We start from the raw sequence: 17354 nt of genomic DNA, 5'->3' as shown, positions 1-17354 counted from the left end.
AAGGCCCTCTGTGTACGCGATCGGGCGCGGGGCGACTTTGTCGCTCTGCACCCCGAGATCTTTGGCATGATGCGGGCCATGCCGCCTTCGCCTTCGCTAAAAATAGGATTCCTCGGGCTTGGCATCATGGGAGCTCCCATGGCCCAGCGGCTCGTGCGCGCCGGCCACGACGTGATTGTCTGGAACCGCACGGCCTCACGCGCGGAGCCGTTGGCTGCCCTGGGCGCGCGTGTGGCCGCTTCGCCGCGCGAGGCGGGTCTGGCCCGCGAGGTCGTCATCAGCATCGTGACCGACGGCCCCGATGTTCAGGAGGTGTTGCTGGGCCCCGACGGCGCTGCCACGGAGGCCGCGCCGGGCACGTTGTTCGTGGACATGAGTACGACGGCACCGGCCTCGGCCCGCACGATCTCCGCAGCGCTGCAGGCGCGCGGTTTGCGTTTCGTGGACGCTCCTGTTACCGGGGGCGACGTGGGAGCTCAACAAGGGGCGTTGTCGATTCTGGCAGGCGGTGCGGCCGAAGACATCGAACGCGCGATGCCCGCCTTCGGGGTGATGGGACGCCGGGTGACCCACGCGGGACCTGTGGGCGCGGGGCAAGCGCTCAAGGCCTGTAACCAAGTGATGGCGGCTCTGAACTTGGTGGGTGTTTGCGAGGCCTTGTCGCTCGCCAAGACGAGCGGGCTCGATCTCAACGTCGTGGTCGAGGCGCTCAGTTTGGGCGCCAGTGGATCTTGGGCTCTGCAGAACCTGGGGCCACGGATCGCCGCGGAGAACTTCGCCCCGGGCTTCATGGTGGACCTCATTCAAAAAGACCTGCGCATCGTGCACGACGCCGCGGCGGCGGCGGGTCTGGACCTCAAAGGCGTGGAGCTGGCCCAGTCGCTGTTCTCCGACAATCAGGCTCACGGTGAAGGTCGCCAGGGAACACAAGCTCTGTGGAAAGCGGTGGCGCGACGAAACGGCAGGTCGGCATGATCAGGCAGAGTGTGCTCCTGCGAGGGAGCAGGTCATGAGCACCTTGGTTCTGGGTATCGACGAGGCTGGGCGTGGCCCCGCGCTGGGTCCGCTCGTGATGGCTGCGGTGGCGCTCGAACCGAGCGCCGCCCGAAGGCTCACGAGGGCCGGGGTTTGTGACTCGAAACGCTTCGGAGCGGGCGCCAAGGCCCACGAAGCCCGCACAGCGCTCGTGGCGTTGATCGAAACGGTTGCGAGCTTCGTGGGCTACGAGATCTGCGACGTGGAGGTGGTGGACGCGTACGTCAGCCGGGGGGCGCTGAACGAGCTCGAGCGTGAACGCGCCCGCGCCCTCGTGCTGCGGGCTCCGGCCGCGCGCCGCATCGTGGCCGATGGCGCGCGGATGTTCGGTCCCCTCCGTGAGGAGTTTGCGCAGTTGGAGGCATGCGATCAGGGTGAATCCGTTCACGCCGCCGTCGCCGCGGCGAGCCTCTGTGCCAAGGTACGAAGAGACGACCTCTTCGCCTGTATCGCCGGGCGCTATGCGGGCGCCTTTGGGCCCTTGCGCGGCGGCGGTTACGTGAACGCTGGCACCCAGGCTTTTTCGCGCGCGTACCTCGAGACCTACGGCGCATTGCCCCCCGAAGCCCGCGCCAGTTGGCCGTGGCCGGGGGCGCCCAAGCTCTTACGTGTGCCGCCGACGCCCTGCGAGACGGGCGACCCGTAGGCCCCCTGGGGGCCGCGGGGCTGCCGGAGGCAGGGCTTCGTCGAGGGTACACACGGAATGACCCGCGCGGGCCGTGCGTTTCGCCTATGCGACGCTCGCTTGGGTCAACTCGAAGGTGAAGGTGAATCGGCAAGCGGGTTCGCCGCATCGAACTCCGTAACCAGACGCACTCGACGCCGTAACCCAAGTGACGCCATGAAGAAACCCTCCCACAAGACCCTCGGCGACCTCGTCGCCACCACCTTCGACCAAGCCTTGAAGATCACGAAGGATCCCACGCGTGCGGCCGAGCTGGCCGCCGTGGTGGTGCAGCGACTCCTGCGGCGCAACGGCCAGGCCCGCTTGGCCGCACGGCTGGCGGCGGTGAGCACGGTGCATTGAACGACAGCCCGAACGCTGTCACGACGGCATGATGACCAAAATTTCGGTGTCGAGCGTTTGCTCGGCCCACCGGCTCTTGTAATCGAGCCCCGAGGCCCCGAGGTCGTACGCGTTGACCTCGGGGGACAAGCGGGAGATCTGCTCGATTTGACAGAGGTTTCCCAAGGCCAGGTCGCGATGGCTTTCGTGGAAGCTCATCTGAAGTCCCCGGAACGTTTGACCGAACACGCCGCCCATGAGGAAGGCCACGTCGGCGTCCCCGTGCCGCGCGAGGACGAGGTGCAGGGCTTTGCGTCGCGCGAGGCGAGGGACCATGTTGCGGTAGAACTCACCAAACGCTCCCTCGGCGATGCCTACCTGGGCGCGCCCCTTCCACGACGCCGCTTCGACGCGTTGAACGCGGGCGAAGAGGGCCAGGGCCTCCTCAACCGTGCGCGGGGCGTGGTGCTCGAAGGTGACGCCCCGCTGCCGGGCGGTGGCTTGGGCCCGCGCAACGCTGCGGCGAAGGTTTCGTGAGCGTCGCGAGAGAAACCCATCGAGCCCTCCGGCCAAACTGGCCACGTGGCGACCCGTGCGTCCGTGGCGCAGCACCCGGAAGCGCTTTCCCAGGATGAACGCCACGCTCGTCAAGAGCCGCGAAGCGGCGGGGATGCCGGCCAGCAGCGTGAGGTCCCAGCCTTCTCGATCGGCCTCGAGCACGTCGGCCAGCCAATGCACCAAGGCCACGGGGTCGGGCCCCACGAGGGGGCATGCCAGGCCCCAGCTGGCCTCGAGGGGCTCGAGGAAACGCCCGCTGGCCGCATGCTCGCCGAACATGAACGCCAACCACCCGTCGGGGCTTCGCCGGATCGCCGGTTGTCGGGGAGGCATCAGCTCCTGCGCGGCGGGCATCGTCCAGCAGGTCGACGAGCAGAACTGGTCGATCTCGGGCGAGGCGACCACGTCGGCATCAAACGCGTCGGCAAGGGCGTCCAACTCCCGAAGGTCGAGCTGTCGCTCGTCGCGGCCCAGCAAGGGGTGTCTTGGCGGCCTCATGAGAGAGTTTCAGCGGGGGGTGGTGTGGGGCCCATGATCGGCAAGCCAGCGCTCGAAGCAGAGCAGTGCCCAGAGTGCCTTGTGTCCATCGTGCCGACCGCTGACGTGAGCGTCGAGCACCCTCGTCACCTCGGCGGGTTGAAAGAAGCCCTCGCGTGCCAGCTTGGTGGGTTCGAGTTCGTCTTTGAGCATGGGCAAGAGATCACCTTTCATCCACCGTGCCACGGGCACCTCCGCCACCCCTCGGGTCTTGCGTCCGAGCAGGTGGGCCGGCAAGCGCCCCCGCATCGCCCACCTGAGCAAGTTCGGGCCCCAGCCAACCCGGCCTCGCAGGTTCGCAGGCAGACGGCACGCAAACTCCACGAGGTCCGTATCCAGAAACGGCGCGCGCACTTCGAGTCCCACCGCGCTCGCCGCGCGGTCTGCCTTCACGTTTACGTCGTCGGCGAGGTACATGCGTACGAAGGGATCCGGGAGGAGAGCTTGCTCGTGAGGGGCCACACTCTGGCCCGTGGAAAGATCCGCAAAAGTGAAGAGATCGGAATCCGCTCGCGCCCTCACGTCCGGCGAAAGCAGCGCGGCGTGTTCGTTCGGCAGAAGGGCCACCCTCGAGCTTTGATGCCGCCGCCATCCATCTGGGAGGTGTTCCCCGCGCAAGATCCGATGCATGCCGAGGGCCAGGCGAGACGAAGCGCTCCTGGGGTGGCCGGCGAACAGCTCGTTGGCTCCGTCCCCGCTGAGCGCCACGGTCACGTGGTGGCGCGCGAAGCGACTCAGCAAGAAGGCGGAAACCACGGTGGCATCGGCCAGGGGTTCGTCGAGTGCACGGGTGACTTGCGGCAGCACGTCGCGCATGGCCCAGGGCTTGAGGAGCTGCTCGTGGTGGATGCATCCCAGAAAGCTCGCGGCGGTCCGGGCGTGGACAGAGGTGTCGCAAGTTGGGTCCGAATGAGCAATCGAGAAGGTCTGGATGCCGTGCCCGCTTCCAAGCAGGGCGCGTAACGTGGCGGCCACGGCGGCGTCGGGGTTGCTCCCGGAGAGGTACACCCCCAGGGGCACGTCGGATACGAGGCGCTTTTCGACCGCGCGCACGAGCAACGAGGCCAACGCCTCGGCGGCGTCGGAGGCGCGCAGGGGCGCGTGGGTCGGCGGACGCGGGACATCCCAGTAGCGCTGCACCGTGGGGGCCAGGTCTGCGTCGTCGGTCAGGCTGAGCTGCAGACACTCTGCCGCATCCAACTTGCGGGCCCCTTCGTAGATCGTGAGGGGGGCGGGGACGAAGGCGAATCGGAAGTAACGGTCGAGCGCCCCTGAACAGACGCTGCGATCGAGCCCTGGAACCGGGGCCAGGGCCTTGAGCTGAGAGCCAAAGGCAAAAAGCGGTGGTAAGCCGCTCCGGGGTATGCGCGCATAGTAGAGCGGCTTTTCTCCCATGCGATCCCGCGCGGCGAACACCTGCCGTTTGCGGCCGTCCCACACGACCAACGCGTACATTCCCTCGAGGTGCGAAACAACGGCTGAGCCCCACTGTATGTAGGCGGCCAGCAGCACCTCCGTATCCGAGCGGGTTCGGAAGGTGTGCCCAAACCCCATGAGCTCGGCCCGCAGGTCGAGGAAGTTGTAGATTGTGCCGTCGAGGACGAGCTGGACGTCTCCGTCCTCGTTGCCCATCGGCTGCGCTCCCCCCGCGGAGCGATCGATGACAGAGAGCCGTCGGTGCCCGAGCCCGATACCGGGGCCAAAGAAAAAGCCCTCGGCATCGGGGCCCCTCGCGGCCACCGCACGGGTCATGCAGGTGAGGAGGTCTCGATCGACGGGAGCGCCGGTCGGGTCAACCAGACCGGCGAAGCCGCTCATCAGCGCGCCCCCCTCGTCGGAGCCTCAGCTGTCGATATGAGGGGGGTTCAGCACCACCGCGGGAGGCTCGTTCGAGACCACGTAGTGGAACCGGCTCTTGAAGTCTTCCACCGTCATGTTGGCGATCTTGGCGTACTTCTCGAGTTCGATGTAGTGGTCGAAGTCGTCGCGTCGTAGCCGGATCATGTAGCGGCGGGCAATGCCATAGCGGGTCGAATTGATGTCCACCATGCGGACGCGGGTGCGGCCGGTCACCGGGTCGAGCATGCGCGCGAAGGGAATGGGTACGAAGTGACCGCCTTGCAACGATACCATCGCGGCGTTTCCGCCCTCGAAGAGATACTTGGCGGCGCAGTAGCCGAGGTCTCGGGTGTACTCGATGTCGCTGGGAATCGGATCGGCACATCGGAGCTCGTAACCAATGTCCTTCGACACGATCGTGAGCTTGATGCCGAGGCGGCGCAGGCGGTCCTCGACCAGTCCCTTGACGCCGCGGCCGAGATCCAGCTCGGAGAAGCGGATGTGGTCGTGTTCGTCCCGGACCACGGTGCCAAGCCGCGACAACTCGACCTCGGGGATGCTTTCGGCCAGGCCCTCGGCCAAAACCGCTACGCCGTCCCTTCGCCCTTGAGCGAGCCGCTTGATGACCGCGCCCGTCAGGATGTCCACGATGTGGTCCAGGCTGGTCTTGCCGTTCGGGAACTCCTCTGGAACCACCGTGAGCGTGGCGCCCGCGGCTTTCCCAATCCCAAGTGCCAGATGCCCCGCCTTGCGGCCCATGGCCACGACGAAGTACCAGCGCGATGTGGTCTTGGCATCGACCATCAGGTTCTTGACGACCTCGACGCCCACGTGGCGGGCCGTTTGGTACCCGAAGGTGTCGATGTCGGCCGGCAAGTCGAGATCGTTGTCGATCGTCTTCGGCACGTGGACCACGCGGACGTTTCCGTTCGCCTTCTCGGCGGTCTTCATGGCCGAAAACGCCGTGTCGTCTCCGCCGATGGTGATGAGCTGACTCACCCCGAGCTTCTCCAAGCTGGCCACGACGTTGGCGAGGCTCTCTTCTTTTTTGGTGGGGTTCGCGCGGGACGTGCCCAGGTAGCTGCCACCCGAGAAGTGAATGCGGCTCACCTCCTCGATCGAAAGCGGCCGCACACGGTCGAGCTTGCCCTGCATGATCTCCGAGAACCCGTCTCGAATGCCCAGGACCTCCACACCTTGCAGCAGCGCCCGGATCGTGGCTGCGCTGATCACGCTGTTGATGCCGGGGGCGGGGCCGCCTCCTACCAGGATTGCAAGCTTCTCGGACTTTGACACGATGGCATCTCTCCTTGAGTCGGCGGGCGCCGGTGGTTCGCAGGGGCGTCGTCGACGCTGTAGGCACCCGGCCGACTCAAGGTACCATAGGCGCCGCGTCGAAGGCAGGTCTCACAGCCGGGTTCTGTCTCGGCCTTCCATGGGTGGCGGGGGCTGCACCCGGGGATGTTGCCGCGGCGGCGGGGGCTGTGCGGGCAGGGCCTGCTCCAGGTCGTGGATCAACCGCTCGAGCTTTCCCGCCACCAGCTTGTTCTTCTCGCGCTTTCGTCGCGCGGCCAGCGCCTCGAGCGCGTCCACACGCCGGGTGAGGTTCAGCGCCACCGCCGCGTCGAGCCTCACCTCGGGTTCGGCGTGGTCGAGCCAGGGGGCGAGCATTTGCACCGCGCGGCCGTCCCGCAGCCAGCCAATACCCAGAAAAGCGCGCCGCAGCAGCACCAGGTCCGCCTCGCGCGGGGCCGTGGCGATCATCCGCACCAGATGGTCGCGCGCAACGGGCGACCCCGTGGCCGCCAGGGCGTCGATGGCCCGGGCTTTGAGCGCGCGCTCCACGGCGGCATCTCGCAGAATGTCGATGAGAGCCAGGTCGGCGTCGCGGCCGAGCGCTTCCAGCTTCGCGGGGGTGATGAGGCCCGGCGACGCGAGCAACTCCAGCAGCTTGACCTGGTCCGCAGGCGGCGGCGGGCTTTTGGCGCGGGTGGGGACGGGCGAAGGCGGGCTGGGCGGCTCGGCCCGGACCCGTCGGGTCGAGGTGGCCGCCGTGACCATGAGCACCGAAAAAAGCAACCAGCGCATAGCATCACTCTACCCCGCCCGCGCACCGAACGCTTGTGTAGGTTTCGCCGTCGAAACCCCGAGCTCCGGGGCCGAGTCCCATCGAGTCCTATGACTGCTTGGGTCTGACTCGTATGACTCTTGCCTGCCCGAGCGACGTTCTCGGTCCGGCGGGTACGTGGGGGCCGAGCTCGGCCGCGCGATGACCTGGCACGAGAGGTGCATCCGACTCCATCGCAGCCTGACGGCGGGCGGAACCCCCTTTTCGCCCCCGAAAGGGCATCCGTGGCGACTGGCGAGGGCGATTGTGGTCCCTCGCCACCGGTTCGGAGGCACGCGCCGGCAACCGCATCCAACCTGCGGTTGCCGTTTTTTTTCCCCGCAGCGAAGGCGCCAGCGTCTCACGGCGCGCGGCCTCCCCTGCCGCCCCCGTCCTGGCCACAGTTTTGGCCTTCATCTGCCGAGTGTTTGGGCGAAGCAGCGGCCGGCTCCGTTCCGGCGTCTGAACGATGCCTGCATTTTCTTGTTCTGGAAGACGGGAGCGACGACGACCATGAAGCCGAACCAGGTCCGCATCTTGACCTTCGGACTCATCGCCACCCTCGCAGCCTGCGGGGGGGCCGACGATGCGGTGCCGGGCCCTCCCGTGTGGGGCGGGGGCGATGGGGGCCCCTCGGGGCGCGTCGTGGTCGATACGGCCGAAGAGGAAGCCGCGCTGGGCTTCGACGCAAGCCCTAGCCCTGACGCCCCGGTGGTGATGGATGGCTTGGTGGGCGTGAACTCGAGCATCGTGTTCGCGAGCCCTTTCGCCAATGCCATCGTGAAGACTATCGACGTCTTCGAGCCCGTGGTGAGGTTGCAGCTATCGTCGGTGTCGGGGGCCGACCTGCCCTCGATCGCGGCCGCCACGGCGCTCATCGAGGTGCCGAACGCCACCACGCCCCGCATGCCGGTGCGTCTCGAGCAGATCGGGGCTCCCACGTGTCGGGACGGATGATCCCGCGCGGGTCACCTACACCTTCGGCAACGTGTTGGTTCCGCTCTCGGATCTGCCGAGCGGCCGGGTCACGCTGAAGGTGACCTTCTCGACCAGCACCGGAGCGGCCATCGCCGGCACGGTGGAGTTCCTCGTCGACGCAGGACCGGTGATCACCTTCGTGAAACCCACCGAAGGCGAGCCCTTCAAGAACTCGGCTCGCATCGAAGTCAAGGTGGAGGATCCGCAGTTCAAGCCTCTCTCCGACATCATGATCTTTCTGGGCGACAAGCCGCAGGCCTTCGAGGCGGTCGAGCCCGATACCTACGTGGCCACCATCGACTTCAACGCCTTTGTGCCGCGGCTGTCGGGCGAGCAACTCGTCACGGTGCGCGCCAAGAACAGCAACGGCACGCAAGGCGTGGGAGCGCGCAAGTTCGTCGCCGACAACGTGGGGCCATCGTTTGCGTCTCTTGCCCCTGCCAAGGGGCAGCTCATCGGGGGCATCATCGAGATCTCGGCCGTGGTAACTGACCTGGCGGGGGTGGAACCTTCGTCCGTCGTGGCCGTGATCGGCAACGGGAACGAAAGCCAATTCGAGGTGCGTCTGAATCCGCCGCCCGCGGGCAGCATGGTGGCCAAGTATTCGCGGCTCTTCGATACGAAGCTGCTTCCCGCCAACGCGATCTTCCCCTCAATCTCGTTTCGCGCTTCGGACCGGCTGGGTAACGAGAACACCGATGGCTATCTCCTGTCCCTCGACAACATGCCGCCTCTGTCCGAGCTGGATCCTCCGGACGACTTTCGCTATGACGTCAACTTCAGCGAAATCTACCGATGCTCGTGGCCCTTCGATCCGGTGGGGCCGGATGCGGTCGATGACGGCCAGTTGGTCAATCAAGCTTTCGACGTGCGGGTCAGGGCGGAAGACCAGGGAAATCAGGTGGTGGCGGGCAACATCGACTTCGTGCCGATTGCCGGGGTCAAGCGCGTGGACCTGTTGGTGCTCGACGATACGAGCCGGGCGTTGGTGGTTGACAGTGATGGCGATGGCCGGTGCGACGCGGTCAACCCCACCTTGGTCCCCACGACCCGGCCCATGGGCGCCAACGACATCTTGCTTTTGGGGCTCGAGCCGCTCACCGCGAGTGGACAGCCAGACAACTTCCCCGAGGCGCCCGCCCCGGCCTGCTTGACCGGAGGGCTCTCCCAGCCCGTCAAGCCGCTGTGCGGAACCTTGGCTCCCACGTGGAATGCCACCAAGGCCAGGCACAGCGAGGGCCCCGTCATCAGCGCTCACGGGCACTTCATGTCCGTGTTCACCACGTACACGCAGGACAAGCTGCCCTCCGTGTGGACGCCCGGGCCTATACGCGCCGGAGTCGAATGCGCTGGACGGCAGCTCGAAGCGCGCGGCAGCAACATCTCGGACGGCTGGGCCTGCGTGGCCGCGCTTGCGGAGGACAAGTTGGGCCTCAAACAAGTCAGCCGGCCCATTCGGGTGTGCATCGATCACGACGCCGACGGCAAGGAATGCCCGCACGTCCCGATCATCGATGTCTCGTGGGGCTCGCCCGTGCAAGTCACCACCGGCAAAGACCATGGCCTAGAGACGGGCGACGACGTTTTCGTGCAAGGCCTGCTCTGTCAGACGCACGCGAACGGCAAGCAGAAGATCACCGTGACGGGGCCACGCACCTTTACGGTCAATGGCATCGTGGGGCGCCCCGAGTTCGAGGGCGTCGTTTATGGCTGTGACGACACGGCTGCCACGGGCTGGGTGGTTCCGACGAAGGTCATGCCCGACTGCTCGGGCACGCAGACGCACAAAGATCCCGCTCCGGTCGTGGACGACAGCTCGTCCTGCGGTCCTTGGCGTTCTTACCCACGGAACGAGCGCCGCTACTTCAATTGACGGGGCGTTGGGGCTGTCCAAGGGCCCGCGCGTTTCCTGTTGCTTCGTGACGGGCGTCCTTCAGGGCGCCTGTGGTCGTTGAGGGCGCCGCAGCCTTCACAAAGCATGGCCGTGCCGCGCCTGGTTGTGACGGATCTCGGCAGTGACGAGGGCCCTTGACGAATTTGGGCACCGGAAAGTGCCCAAACTCATCACTGCGCCGGACCCGCATGACTCAATCGCCACAGGCTTGACGCTCGCCTAGCTCAATCCCTGCCTTCGGAGGGTCAAAAACCCGCAGAAAACGCCTGGAAATGCCTCTGGCACGACCGCTGCAATGAGGAAAACACGGGGGCCGGACGCAAGCGCCCTCGGACGCAAACCAAGGAAGCAAGGAGTCACCATGATTCGTAAAGGGCGCAAGCAGAACGCAGGTTTCACGCTGGTCGAGCTCATGATCGTCGTTGCCATCATCGGCATCTTGGCGGCCGTCGCCATCCCGGCGTTCAGCCGCTACATCAAGAAGAGCCGGACGGCCGAGGCTTCGCAGACGTTGAACAAGATCTGGACCGGCGCCGTGTCGTACTACGAAGCAGACCACAACGACGCCACGGGAACGATCCTTCCCAAGCAGTTCCCCACGGTGGCCGCGTCCGAGGCCGCCAAGTGCTGCACCCAAGCCGGCATGAAGTGCCCCGCGAACTCTGCGGTGTACGACACCGATGCGGGCTGGCAGGCGATGAACTTCAACCTGGCCGAAGCCCACTACTACCGTCCGCTTTACAGCTCGGCCGGCGTCAGCACCGCCTCGAACTTCACGGCCGAGGCCGAGGGCGACCTCGACTGCGACAACACGCTGGCCCAGTTCCGCCGCATCGGCCAGATCAACGCCACCACGGGAGACGCCTACTCGTTCAACACGGTGCTGGGCAACGAGATCGAGTAACTCGCCACCTGAGTCGGGTCTCGAGGGGGTCGCGCAAGCGGCCCCTTTTTGCGTGCAGAGCGGGACGTGGTGGGGTGTGGCCCACGCCCCGCAGCAAAGGCGGCATTCTTCCGAGGGCTGAGGTAGATTGCCCAGCCTCATGTCTGCCGATCGTCTCGCTTTGGCGCAGAGCCACCGCTTGGTGGTGAAGTTGGGCACCCAGGTGGTCACCCACAACGGTGTCGAGCTGGCCCTCGGGCGGCTCATGAGCCTCGTGGAATCCTTGGCGCGTCTGCGGCTCGCGGGGCTGGACGTGGTCCTGGTGTCGAGCGGGGCGGTGGGCATGGGCATGCGCCAGCTGGGCCTTACCGAGCGGCCCCGGTCCTTGGGCCTGCGCCAGGCCTGCGCGGCCGTGGGTCAGGGTCACTTGATGGCCATGTACGCCCGGGCCTTCGGCGACCTGGGCGTCACGGCCGCTCAGGTTCTGCTGACCCAGGAAGACCTGGGGGACCGCGACCGGGCGCTCTGCGTGCGGACCACGTTGATGCGCTTGCTCGAGCTCGGAACGATTCCCGTCATCAACGAAAACGACAGCGTCAGCGTGCGTGAGCTGATGGAGCATCAGCGCCGGGGCGCCGAGACGAGCGACGACCGCCCCGTGTTTGGTGACAACGACGGTCTCTCGGCCCTGGTCGCCACGGCGCTCGACGCCGACCTGCTCGTGATGCTCACCGACGTGGCGGGGCTTTACGACAAAAACCCCAAGGCCCACCCGGAGGCGGTCAGAATCGCCGAACTCGAAGTCGTAGACGACGAAAGTTTGGCGAGTGCAGCCGGGGTGTCGGCGGGTGGCACGGGGGGCATGGCCAGCAAGCTCGAAGCGGCGCGTGTGGCGACGGCCGAGGGAACTTCGGTGGTGATCGCCAGCGGCAACGAGCCCCGGATCGTGGAGCGCCTGCTCGCCGGTGAGGATCTCGGCACGCTGGTGCGGCCCCGGGAGCGCAGGGGGCCACGCTGGAGGCACATCGCGGTGTCGGGCCGCCGCCGCGGCGCGGTCGTCGTCAATGAGGGGGCTCTGCGCGCGCTGGTCGAACACAAGGCGTCTTTACTACCCATCGGGGTCGTGGGCGTGGAGGGCGATTTCGGCAAAGGCGATTTGGTCGAGATTCGCGACGCTTCGGGGCGGATCCACGGGCGGGGCTTGGTCAACTACGACGCCCTGTCGTGCCGCGCTCTGCTGGGCCGGCACAGTGACGACATCGGCCAGGTGCTCGGCTTTCGCACCTATGACGCGATCATCACCCGTGACAACCTCGTCATGGGCAGTTTGTGATGGGCCGTGCGCCACGCGGCCGCGGGGTTTTTTCGTGCACCCGCCTGGAAATGCCGGCATAGTGAGCCCTCGGCCGAGCCCTCGCGGTCAGCCCTCACCGGCACCTCCGCCCCCACAAAACAACCCGGATCTTCAGCATGCAGCGCGACCTGTTCGTCGGCGTCGACATGGGCGGCACCGACATCAAGGCAACCGTCACGAGCCGCGACGGACGAATCCTGATCGACGAGTGGGAGAAGGTCCTCTCCCTTGCCAGCGAAGGGCCCCGCACCACGGTGGGCCAGCTCGCGAAAGCGGCCGAAAAGGCGCTCGCGCTCGCGGGTGCCTCCTGGGATCGCGTGGTGGCCGTGGGGCTCGATACACCGGGCCCCGCCTCGCTTGACGGTGTGCTGGGCCGATCGCCCAACCTCAAGCACCCCGACTGGTTGAACTTCCCGATTCGGGCCGCCTTCCAGGACGCGATCGACAAACCCGTGCTGTACGCGAACGACGGCAACGCGGCGGCGTACTGGGAGTACTTCCGGCTCTTCGGCGACGCCCCGGACAAGAGCCTGGGCGCGGCGATCCTGGGAACGGGCTTGGGCGGTGCGTTCGTGCAGGGCGGCAACGTGCTGACCGGGGTCCGGGGGTACGGCGCGGAGTTTGGTCACATGCGCCTGCCCACGTACGACCTCGTCACCGATGGCGACGTGCCCGTGTGTGGCTGCGGAAAACGAGCCTGCGCCGAGGCGTTCGTCTCGCTCGCCGCGCTCGACAAGCAGCTGCGCAAGGCCTTCGAAAAAGGCAAGGCGCCGGATCACGCCCTGCGCGACATTCCCGACGAAGGGCGCGCGCGCGCGGTGCGCCTCCTGGGGCTTGCCCAAAAGGGCGATGCCTTGGCGCTCGAGCTCTTCGACTATCAGGCCAAGGCGCTCGGCTACCTCTTCGTGCAGCTGGCCCACGCCTTCGATCCACACATCTTCTTGATCGGCGGAGGCATCACGGAAAGCAGCGACGCCTTCCGCGCGCGCTACCTCCGAAACGTGAGGGAGACGTTCCAGCGGGAGGCCTTCCCTCTGCTGGCGCAAGAGATTCAGATCGAGTACGCCGCCGACCAGGACATGGCGGGCTGTCGCGGCTCTGCGCTTCTGGCGCGGCAGTGGGCGGGCCGTCAGGGACTGACCTGACGCGGGCGGGGGCCGCCCGCTGCGCGGACGGGGGGAATCACGTACGCTCCGCTCGTCATGTCGTTGCGTGAAACCATCACCGCGGCCAAGGCCGCAGGGCTCCGCTTGGCGGCGCTTGCGCCCGAGGCGCGCCGGCGTCTGCTCGAAGATTTTGCGTCTGCCCTCGAGCGTCCCGAGGTGCAAGCGCGGCTCTTGGAAGCGAATGGCCGCGACACGGCGGCGGCCGAAGAGGCAGCGGCTCAGGGCGAGCTGGGGGCAGCCCTGGTCAAGCGTTTGGCGATGGACGGAAAGAAGCTGGGCACCCTCGTGGAGGGCCTGCGCCAGCTGGCCCAGGCGCCCGAAGTGGTGGGGCGCTTGCTCACCCACCGGCGCCTCGACGAGGGCCTCGTGCTGCGGCGCGTGAGCTGCCCGCTGGGGGTCCTCGGGCGTGGTCTTCGAGGCGCGTCCCGATGCGCTCGTGCAAATCACGGGTTTGGCGCTCAAGAGCGGCAACGCCGTGGTGCTCAAGGGTGGCAAAGAAGCGCTGCGGACGAACCGCGCTTCGGTCGAGGTGATCCACGAGGTGCTTGCCGCCCACGGCGTGGACGTCCGGGCCGTGGTGCTCATCGAGGACCGCGCGGGGGTCGCCGAGCTCCTTGCGCAGCACGACCTGGTGGACCTGATGATCGCGCGGGGCTCCTCCGCGTTCGTGCACTACGTTCGCGACAACACGCAGATCCCCGTGATGGCCCACGCGGACGGCATTTGTCACGTCTACCTTCACGCCCAGGCCGACGCGCCGAAGGCGGCGCGCATCGTCGTCGATGCAAAGACCACCTACCCGGCAGCTTGCAACGCCGCTGAGACCCTGCTGTGGGACGCGGATGCGGGGGCCGCGCTGGACCTCACCGTGGGCGCCTTGCGCGAGGCCGGGGTGGAGTTGCGGGGATGCGAGGCCACGCGGGCGCGCCACCCGGGCCTGGTGCCCGCCACGGACGCAGACTGGGATACGGAGTACGGGGCTCTGGTGCTGTCGGTCAAACGAGTGTCTGGTCTCGACGACGCGCTGGATCACATCGCACGTCACGGCTCGCGCCACACGGAGGCCATCGTCACGGAGAACCCCGAGGCGGCGGCCCGGTTTTTGAGGGAAGTCGACGCGGCCTGCTGTTTTCACAACGCCAGCACCCGGTTTTCGGACGGATATCGCTTCGGACTCGGCGCGGAGGTGGGGATCAGCACCGACAAGCTGCACGCGCGGGGGCCGGTGGGCATCGAGGGCCTCGTCACCTATCGCTGGCTGCTTGAAGGACAAGGGCACGTCACCGCGGACTATGCCGACGGCAAGCGACGGTATTTACACGAAGATCTTTGAACGAGCCTGGCGTCGGCTTCGGCGTTCCCGACAGCCCCCTTTCAAGTTGCACCCAGATCTAGGTATATGGTCCCGTGGAGCAGCGGCGGCAGCCCAGGATTCCGTTTTCGTGCAGCGCCCGCCTCGTGGCGGACGGGCGAAACGTTCCGATTGCCGCTCAGGTTCAAAACCTGAGCGCAGGGGGCCTTTTTCTCACGGCTGACGTCGCCCCGGCGCTCGGCACGGCCGTGCGCTGCCGGTTCCGGATTGGCCAGACCCCTCGTGAGCTCCGGGGGCGCATCGCGTGGGTGGAACGTCGCCCCTCGGGCGACCCGCGCGGGCCGGGGGCGGGCATCGAGTTTTTGGACCTGCGGGAGTCGGAGCGCCTCCTGCTCGAGGACGTGACGAGCGGCGCACCGAAGGAAGACGAGAGCCCGCTCCAGGCGCTCTCGGTCTGGTTCGAGGGGCTCACGGCGCCGGTGCGGACGCAGGGACACGTCAGCGCCGACGAGATCGTCGTGACGACGCAACTTCCCTTTTTGCGGATCGGCTCGGACGTCAAGGTTGGGTTCTCGCCGGAAGAAGATGGTCCTCACCGCTACGCGCGCATCGACGGCCTGTCGCTCGACTTTCTGCGCCCCCACGAGCCGCCCCGCATCGTCGTCACCCTGCGCACGGCGAACGAACTCCAGGGTGAGGCCGGCGAGTTGAGCCACGCGCTGCGCTCGCGGCGGGAGGCCTTCGCGGGGTCTGAATCCGCCCCGCACCCGCCCGAGGCGCCCCGTCCCGTGCCGCGCGGCGCGGAGCCGCCTTCCGCCCCCCGCGCGGCCGAGCCGCCTTCCGCCCCCCGCGCGGCCGAGCCGCCTTCCGCCCCCCGCGCGGCCGAGCCACCCTCCGCCCCCCGCGCGGCCGAGCCGCCTTCCGCCCCCCGTGCGGCCGAGCCGCCCTCCGCGCCCCGTGCAGGAGCCCGACGGGTGTTCACGAGTGCCGGCGCGCTGACGCCTCCGCCCCAGTTGCTGGGGTCCATGGCCCCCGAGCTCCAGCGTCCCGGGGCGACGCCCGCCCTGCTGGGAGCCTCGCCGCTGGCAACCCTCGCCGCAGCACCGGTACCGCGGACTCCCGTGCCGGCGCCGGCGGCACCCGTGCCTCTCGGTCCCATAGCCGCCGCCCGCTCGGGGCCGTCCGCCGCCCCCGGCCCCGTGCGCGCCGGGGCCTTGCCATGGCGCAAGACCTTCATGCTGGCCGCGGTGGCCCTTTGTGTGGGGGCCTCGGCCGTCTTTTTGTTCCGGGGCTCCCGACACGAACCCTCGCGGGTGGCGGCGCCTTCACCCGCGGCGCCGGCGCGTCCGCAGGTCTCCCCCCTTGGGGCCGGTGCCTCTGCGATCGGCCCCCGCGAACCGCCGCCCCGGGGTCCGGGCCAAAGTCGCTGCACAGGGGGCCGGGGCTGCCCCGTCGCCCAAGGTCGCCGTGGTGGCCGCGCCGGCCGAGAGTCCCAAGCCGGTCGACGATCTGCCCCCGCTGCCGCGCTTCGCGAAGGCTCCGTTTCGCTTCGAGCGCACGGCGGGTGCCACCACGGTGGTCGTCCCGATCTGGGGCCCGAGCGCGCCGGTGGAGGTGCTCCGCCTCGCACCCCAGCCGGGCGTGGTGGCCATTCTGTCCAAGGCGAAACTGCCGCGCGGCTCGGGGAACTACGTCGTTCGTCACCCCATCATCGATCGCGTGGTCGTGGAAGAGCGCCCGCTGGGGCTTTACGCCCGGGTGCTCTTCGGACCCCGCGCAGGGGCCTACGAGGTCAAGGGCCGCGTGGGCGAGCTTCGCATCAGCGTCCAGGACAAATGAGGCCCGGGAGCTCCGCGCGGCTCAGGCGGCCCCCATCCCGGGCGTGGCCGGCTCAGAGCTTTTCGTTGGGGATCTGTCGCACGGGCACACCGCGATCGCGCAGATAGGCCCGGGCCTGGCCCACGGTGTACGTGCCGAAGTGAAAGATCGAGGCCGCCAGCACGGCGTCGGCGCCACCTGCGGCAATGCCTTCGTAGAGGTGCTCGAGCGTGCCCACGCCGCCCGAGGCAATCACCGGGATGGGCACGCGGTCCGAAACGGCGCGGGTCAATTCCAGATCGAAGCCATTCTTCGTTCCGTCGCGATCCATGCTGGTGAGCAAGATCTCGCCGGCGCCCGCCTCGGCCATACGCACGCACCAGGCCAGGGCGTCGATGCCCGTGGGGGTGCGGCCGCCGTGGGTGTAGACCTCCCACGCCGGCGCTTCGTCGGGGCTTCCTGGCCGCCGGCGGGCGTCCACCGCCACCACGATGGCCTGGCGACCGTAGGCGTCGGCCGCGCGGGCTACGAGATCGGGGTCTTTCACCGCCGCCGTGTTGATCCCCACCTTGTCAGCGCCGGCCAGCAACAGCTCACGAACGTTTTCCACGCTGCGGACGCCCCCCCCGACCGTGAGAGGCAAAAACACCTGCTCTGCCGTGGCGCGCACCATGTCGAGCGTGGTGGCGCGCCCGTCCGAAGACGCGGAGATGTCGAGGAAGCAGATCTCGTCCGCGCCTTGGCGGTCGTAAGCGGCGGCCACCGCCACCGGGTCGCCGGCGTCGCGGAGCTCCTGGAAGCGCACGCCCTTTTTGACGCGGCCGGCGTCGACGTCGAGGCAGGGGATGATCCGGCGGGCGAGCATGC

General features: G+C 67.9%; 15 protein-coding genes. 10 read left to right on the top strand and 5 right to left on the bottom strand.

Features of this window, described 5'->3' with window-relative positions; genetic code table 11:
- The first annotated feature begins 78 nt into the window (after nucleotides 1-78).
- The 3 genes from KA712_13485 (at nucleotide 79) to KA712_13475 (ending at nucleotide 2062) form a co-directional block, all read left to right on the top strand.
- On the top strand, nucleotides 79-975 hold the full coding sequence (locus KA712_13485; GenBank protein MCG5053970.1) for an NAD(P)-dependent oxidoreductase: 897 nt from the start codon (nucleotides 79-81) through the stop codon (nucleotides 973-975).
- Between the two features lie 34 nt (nucleotides 976-1009).
- Entirely contained in the window at nucleotides 1010-1681 is a 672-nt protein-coding gene (locus tag KA712_13480) for a hypothetical protein (protein MCG5053969.1), read from the top strand.
- Nucleotides 1682-1876: 195 nt separating this feature from the next.
- Entirely contained in the window at nucleotides 1877-2062 is a 186-nt protein-coding gene (locus KA712_13475) for a hypothetical protein (GenBank protein MCG5053968.1), read from the top strand.
- 18 nt (nucleotides 2063-2080) lie between these two features.
- On the opposite strand, the gene KA712_13470 is transcribed toward KA712_13475, so the two are convergent.
- The 4 genes from KA712_13470 to KA712_13455 all read right to left on the bottom strand — a co-directional run bounded on the left by KA712_13470 (nucleotide 2081) and on the right by KA712_13455 (nucleotide 7063).
- Nucleotides 2081-3097 carry a GNAT family N-acetyltransferase gene (locus KA712_13470; GenBank protein MCG5053967.1) on the bottom strand — a complete coding sequence of 339 codons (1017 nt, stop codon included), beginning with the start codon at nucleotides 3095-3097 and terminating at the stop codon, nucleotides 2081-2083.
- Between the two features lie 9 nt (nucleotides 3098-3106).
- A complete protein-coding gene (gene asnB / locus KA712_13465; GenBank protein MCG5053966.1) occupies nucleotides 3107-4954 on the bottom strand; it encodes an asparagine synthase (glutamine-hydrolyzing) in 1848 nt (615 codons plus the stop codon).
- A gap of 24 nt (nucleotides 4955-4978) precedes the next feature.
- Nucleotides 4979-6271: a 6-phosphofructokinase gene (locus KA712_13460; protein ID MCG5053965.1), complete on the bottom strand. Its 1293-nt coding sequence runs from the start codon at nucleotides 6269-6271 to the stop codon at nucleotides 4979-4981.
- A gap of 111 nt (nucleotides 6272-6382) precedes the next feature.
- Complete coding sequence (locus tag KA712_13455) at nucleotides 6383-7063, bottom strand: hypothetical protein (protein ID MCG5053964.1); 681 nt, start codon at nucleotides 7061-7063, stop codon at nucleotides 6383-6385.
- A gap of 532 nt (nucleotides 7064-7595) precedes the next feature.
- On the opposite strand from KA712_13455, the gene KA712_13450 reads away from it, so the two are divergent.
- From KA712_13450 to KA712_13420, 7 genes are all read left to right on the top strand, one after another.
- Nucleotides 7596-8039, top strand: coding sequence for a hypothetical protein (locus tag KA712_13450; protein ID MCG5053963.1), 444 nt, complete (start codon nucleotides 7596-7598; stop codon nucleotides 8037-8039).
- A 31-nt stretch (nucleotides 8040-8070) separates the two neighbouring features.
- Complete coding sequence (locus KA712_13445; protein MCG5053962.1) at nucleotides 8071-9933, top strand: hypothetical protein; 1863 nt, start codon at nucleotides 8071-8073, stop codon at nucleotides 9931-9933.
- Nucleotides 9934-10315: 382 nt separating this feature from the next.
- The gene (locus tag KA712_13440) at nucleotides 10316-10858 is read left to right on the top strand and encodes a prepilin-type N-terminal cleavage/methylation domain-containing protein (protein MCG5053961.1); all 543 of its coding nucleotides are present in this window, start codon (nucleotides 10316-10318) and stop codon (nucleotides 10856-10858) included.
- Between the two features lie 139 nt (nucleotides 10859-10997).
- Nucleotides 10998-12170, top strand: coding sequence for a glutamate 5-kinase (gene proB / locus KA712_13435; protein ID MCG5053960.1), 1173 nt, complete (start codon nucleotides 10998-11000; stop codon nucleotides 12168-12170).
- A gap of 137 nt (nucleotides 12171-12307) precedes the next feature.
- Nucleotides 12308-13336 (top strand): ROK family protein, encoded by a 1029-nt coding sequence (locus KA712_13430; GenBank protein MCG5053959.1) that lies wholly within the window; start codon nucleotides 12308-12310, stop codon nucleotides 13334-13336.
- 427 nt (nucleotides 13337-13763) lie between these two features.
- Complete coding sequence (locus tag KA712_13425) at nucleotides 13764-14690, top strand: glutamate-5-semialdehyde dehydrogenase (GenBank protein MCG5053958.1); 927 nt, start codon at nucleotides 13764-13766, stop codon at nucleotides 14688-14690.
- Nucleotides 14691-14764: 74 nt separating this feature from the next.
- Nucleotides 14765-16615 carry a PilZ domain-containing protein gene (locus KA712_13420; protein MCG5053957.1) on the top strand — a complete coding sequence of 617 codons (1851 nt, stop codon included), beginning with the start codon at nucleotides 14765-14767 and terminating at the stop codon, nucleotides 16613-16615.
- Here KA712_13420 and hisF read toward each other — a convergent pair.
- Nucleotides 16561-17352, bottom strand: coding sequence for an imidazole glycerol phosphate synthase subunit HisF (hisF, locus tag KA712_13415; GenBank protein ID MCG5053956.1), 792 nt, complete (start codon nucleotides 17350-17352; stop codon nucleotides 16561-16563). The two genes, KA712_13420 and hisF, sit on opposite strands and share 55 nt — an antisense overlap.
- Nucleotides 17353-17354: the final 2 nt, after the last annotated feature.

Source organism: Myxococcales bacterium, from assembly GCA_022184915.1.
GTDB lineage: Bacteria > Myxococcota_A > Polyangia > Fen-1088 > Fen-1088 > JAGTJU01.
This window is presented reverse-complemented; position numbering and strand designations above follow the sequence as displayed.

Bases quoted from the DNA above. Each gene is read 5' to 3' on its own strand.
- KA712_13485 (MCG5053970.1), top strand. From the start codon at position 79: ATGCCGCCTTCGCCTTCGCTAAAAATAGGATTCCTCGGGCTTGGCATC.
- KA712_13480 (MCG5053969.1), top strand. From the start codon at position 1,010: ATGAGCACCTTGGTTCTGGGTATCGACGAGGCTGGGCGTGGCCCCGCG.
- KA712_13475 (MCG5053968.1), top strand. From the start codon at position 1,877: ATGAAGAAACCCTCCCACAAGACCCTCGGCGACCTCGTCGCCACCACC.
- KA712_13470 (MCG5053967.1), bottom strand. From the start codon at position 3,097: ATGAGGCCGCCAAGACACCCCTTGCTGGGCCGCGACGAGCGACAGCTC.
- asnB (MCG5053966.1), bottom strand. From the start codon at position 4,954: ATGAGCGGCTTCGCCGGTCTGGTTGACCCGACCGGCGCTCCCGTCGAT.
- KA712_13455 (MCG5053964.1), bottom strand. From the start codon at position 7,063: ATGCGCTGGTTGCTTTTTTCGGTGCTCATGGTCACGGCGGCCACCTCG.
- KA712_13450 (MCG5053963.1), top strand. From the start codon at position 7,596: ATGAAGCCGAACCAGGTCCGCATCTTGACCTTCGGACTCATCGCCACC.
- KA712_13440 (MCG5053961.1), top strand. From the start codon at position 10,316: ATGATTCGTAAAGGGCGCAAGCAGAACGCAGGTTTCACGCTGGTCGAG.
- proB (MCG5053960.1), top strand. From the start codon at position 10,998: ATGTCTGCCGATCGTCTCGCTTTGGCGCAGAGCCACCGCTTGGTGGTG.
- KA712_13430 (MCG5053959.1), top strand. From the start codon at position 12,308: ATGCAGCGCGACCTGTTCGTCGGCGTCGACATGGGCGGCACCGACATC.
- hisF (MCG5053956.1), bottom strand. From the start codon at position 17,352: ATGCTCGCCCGCCGGATCATCCCCTGCCTCGACGTCGACGCCGGCCGC.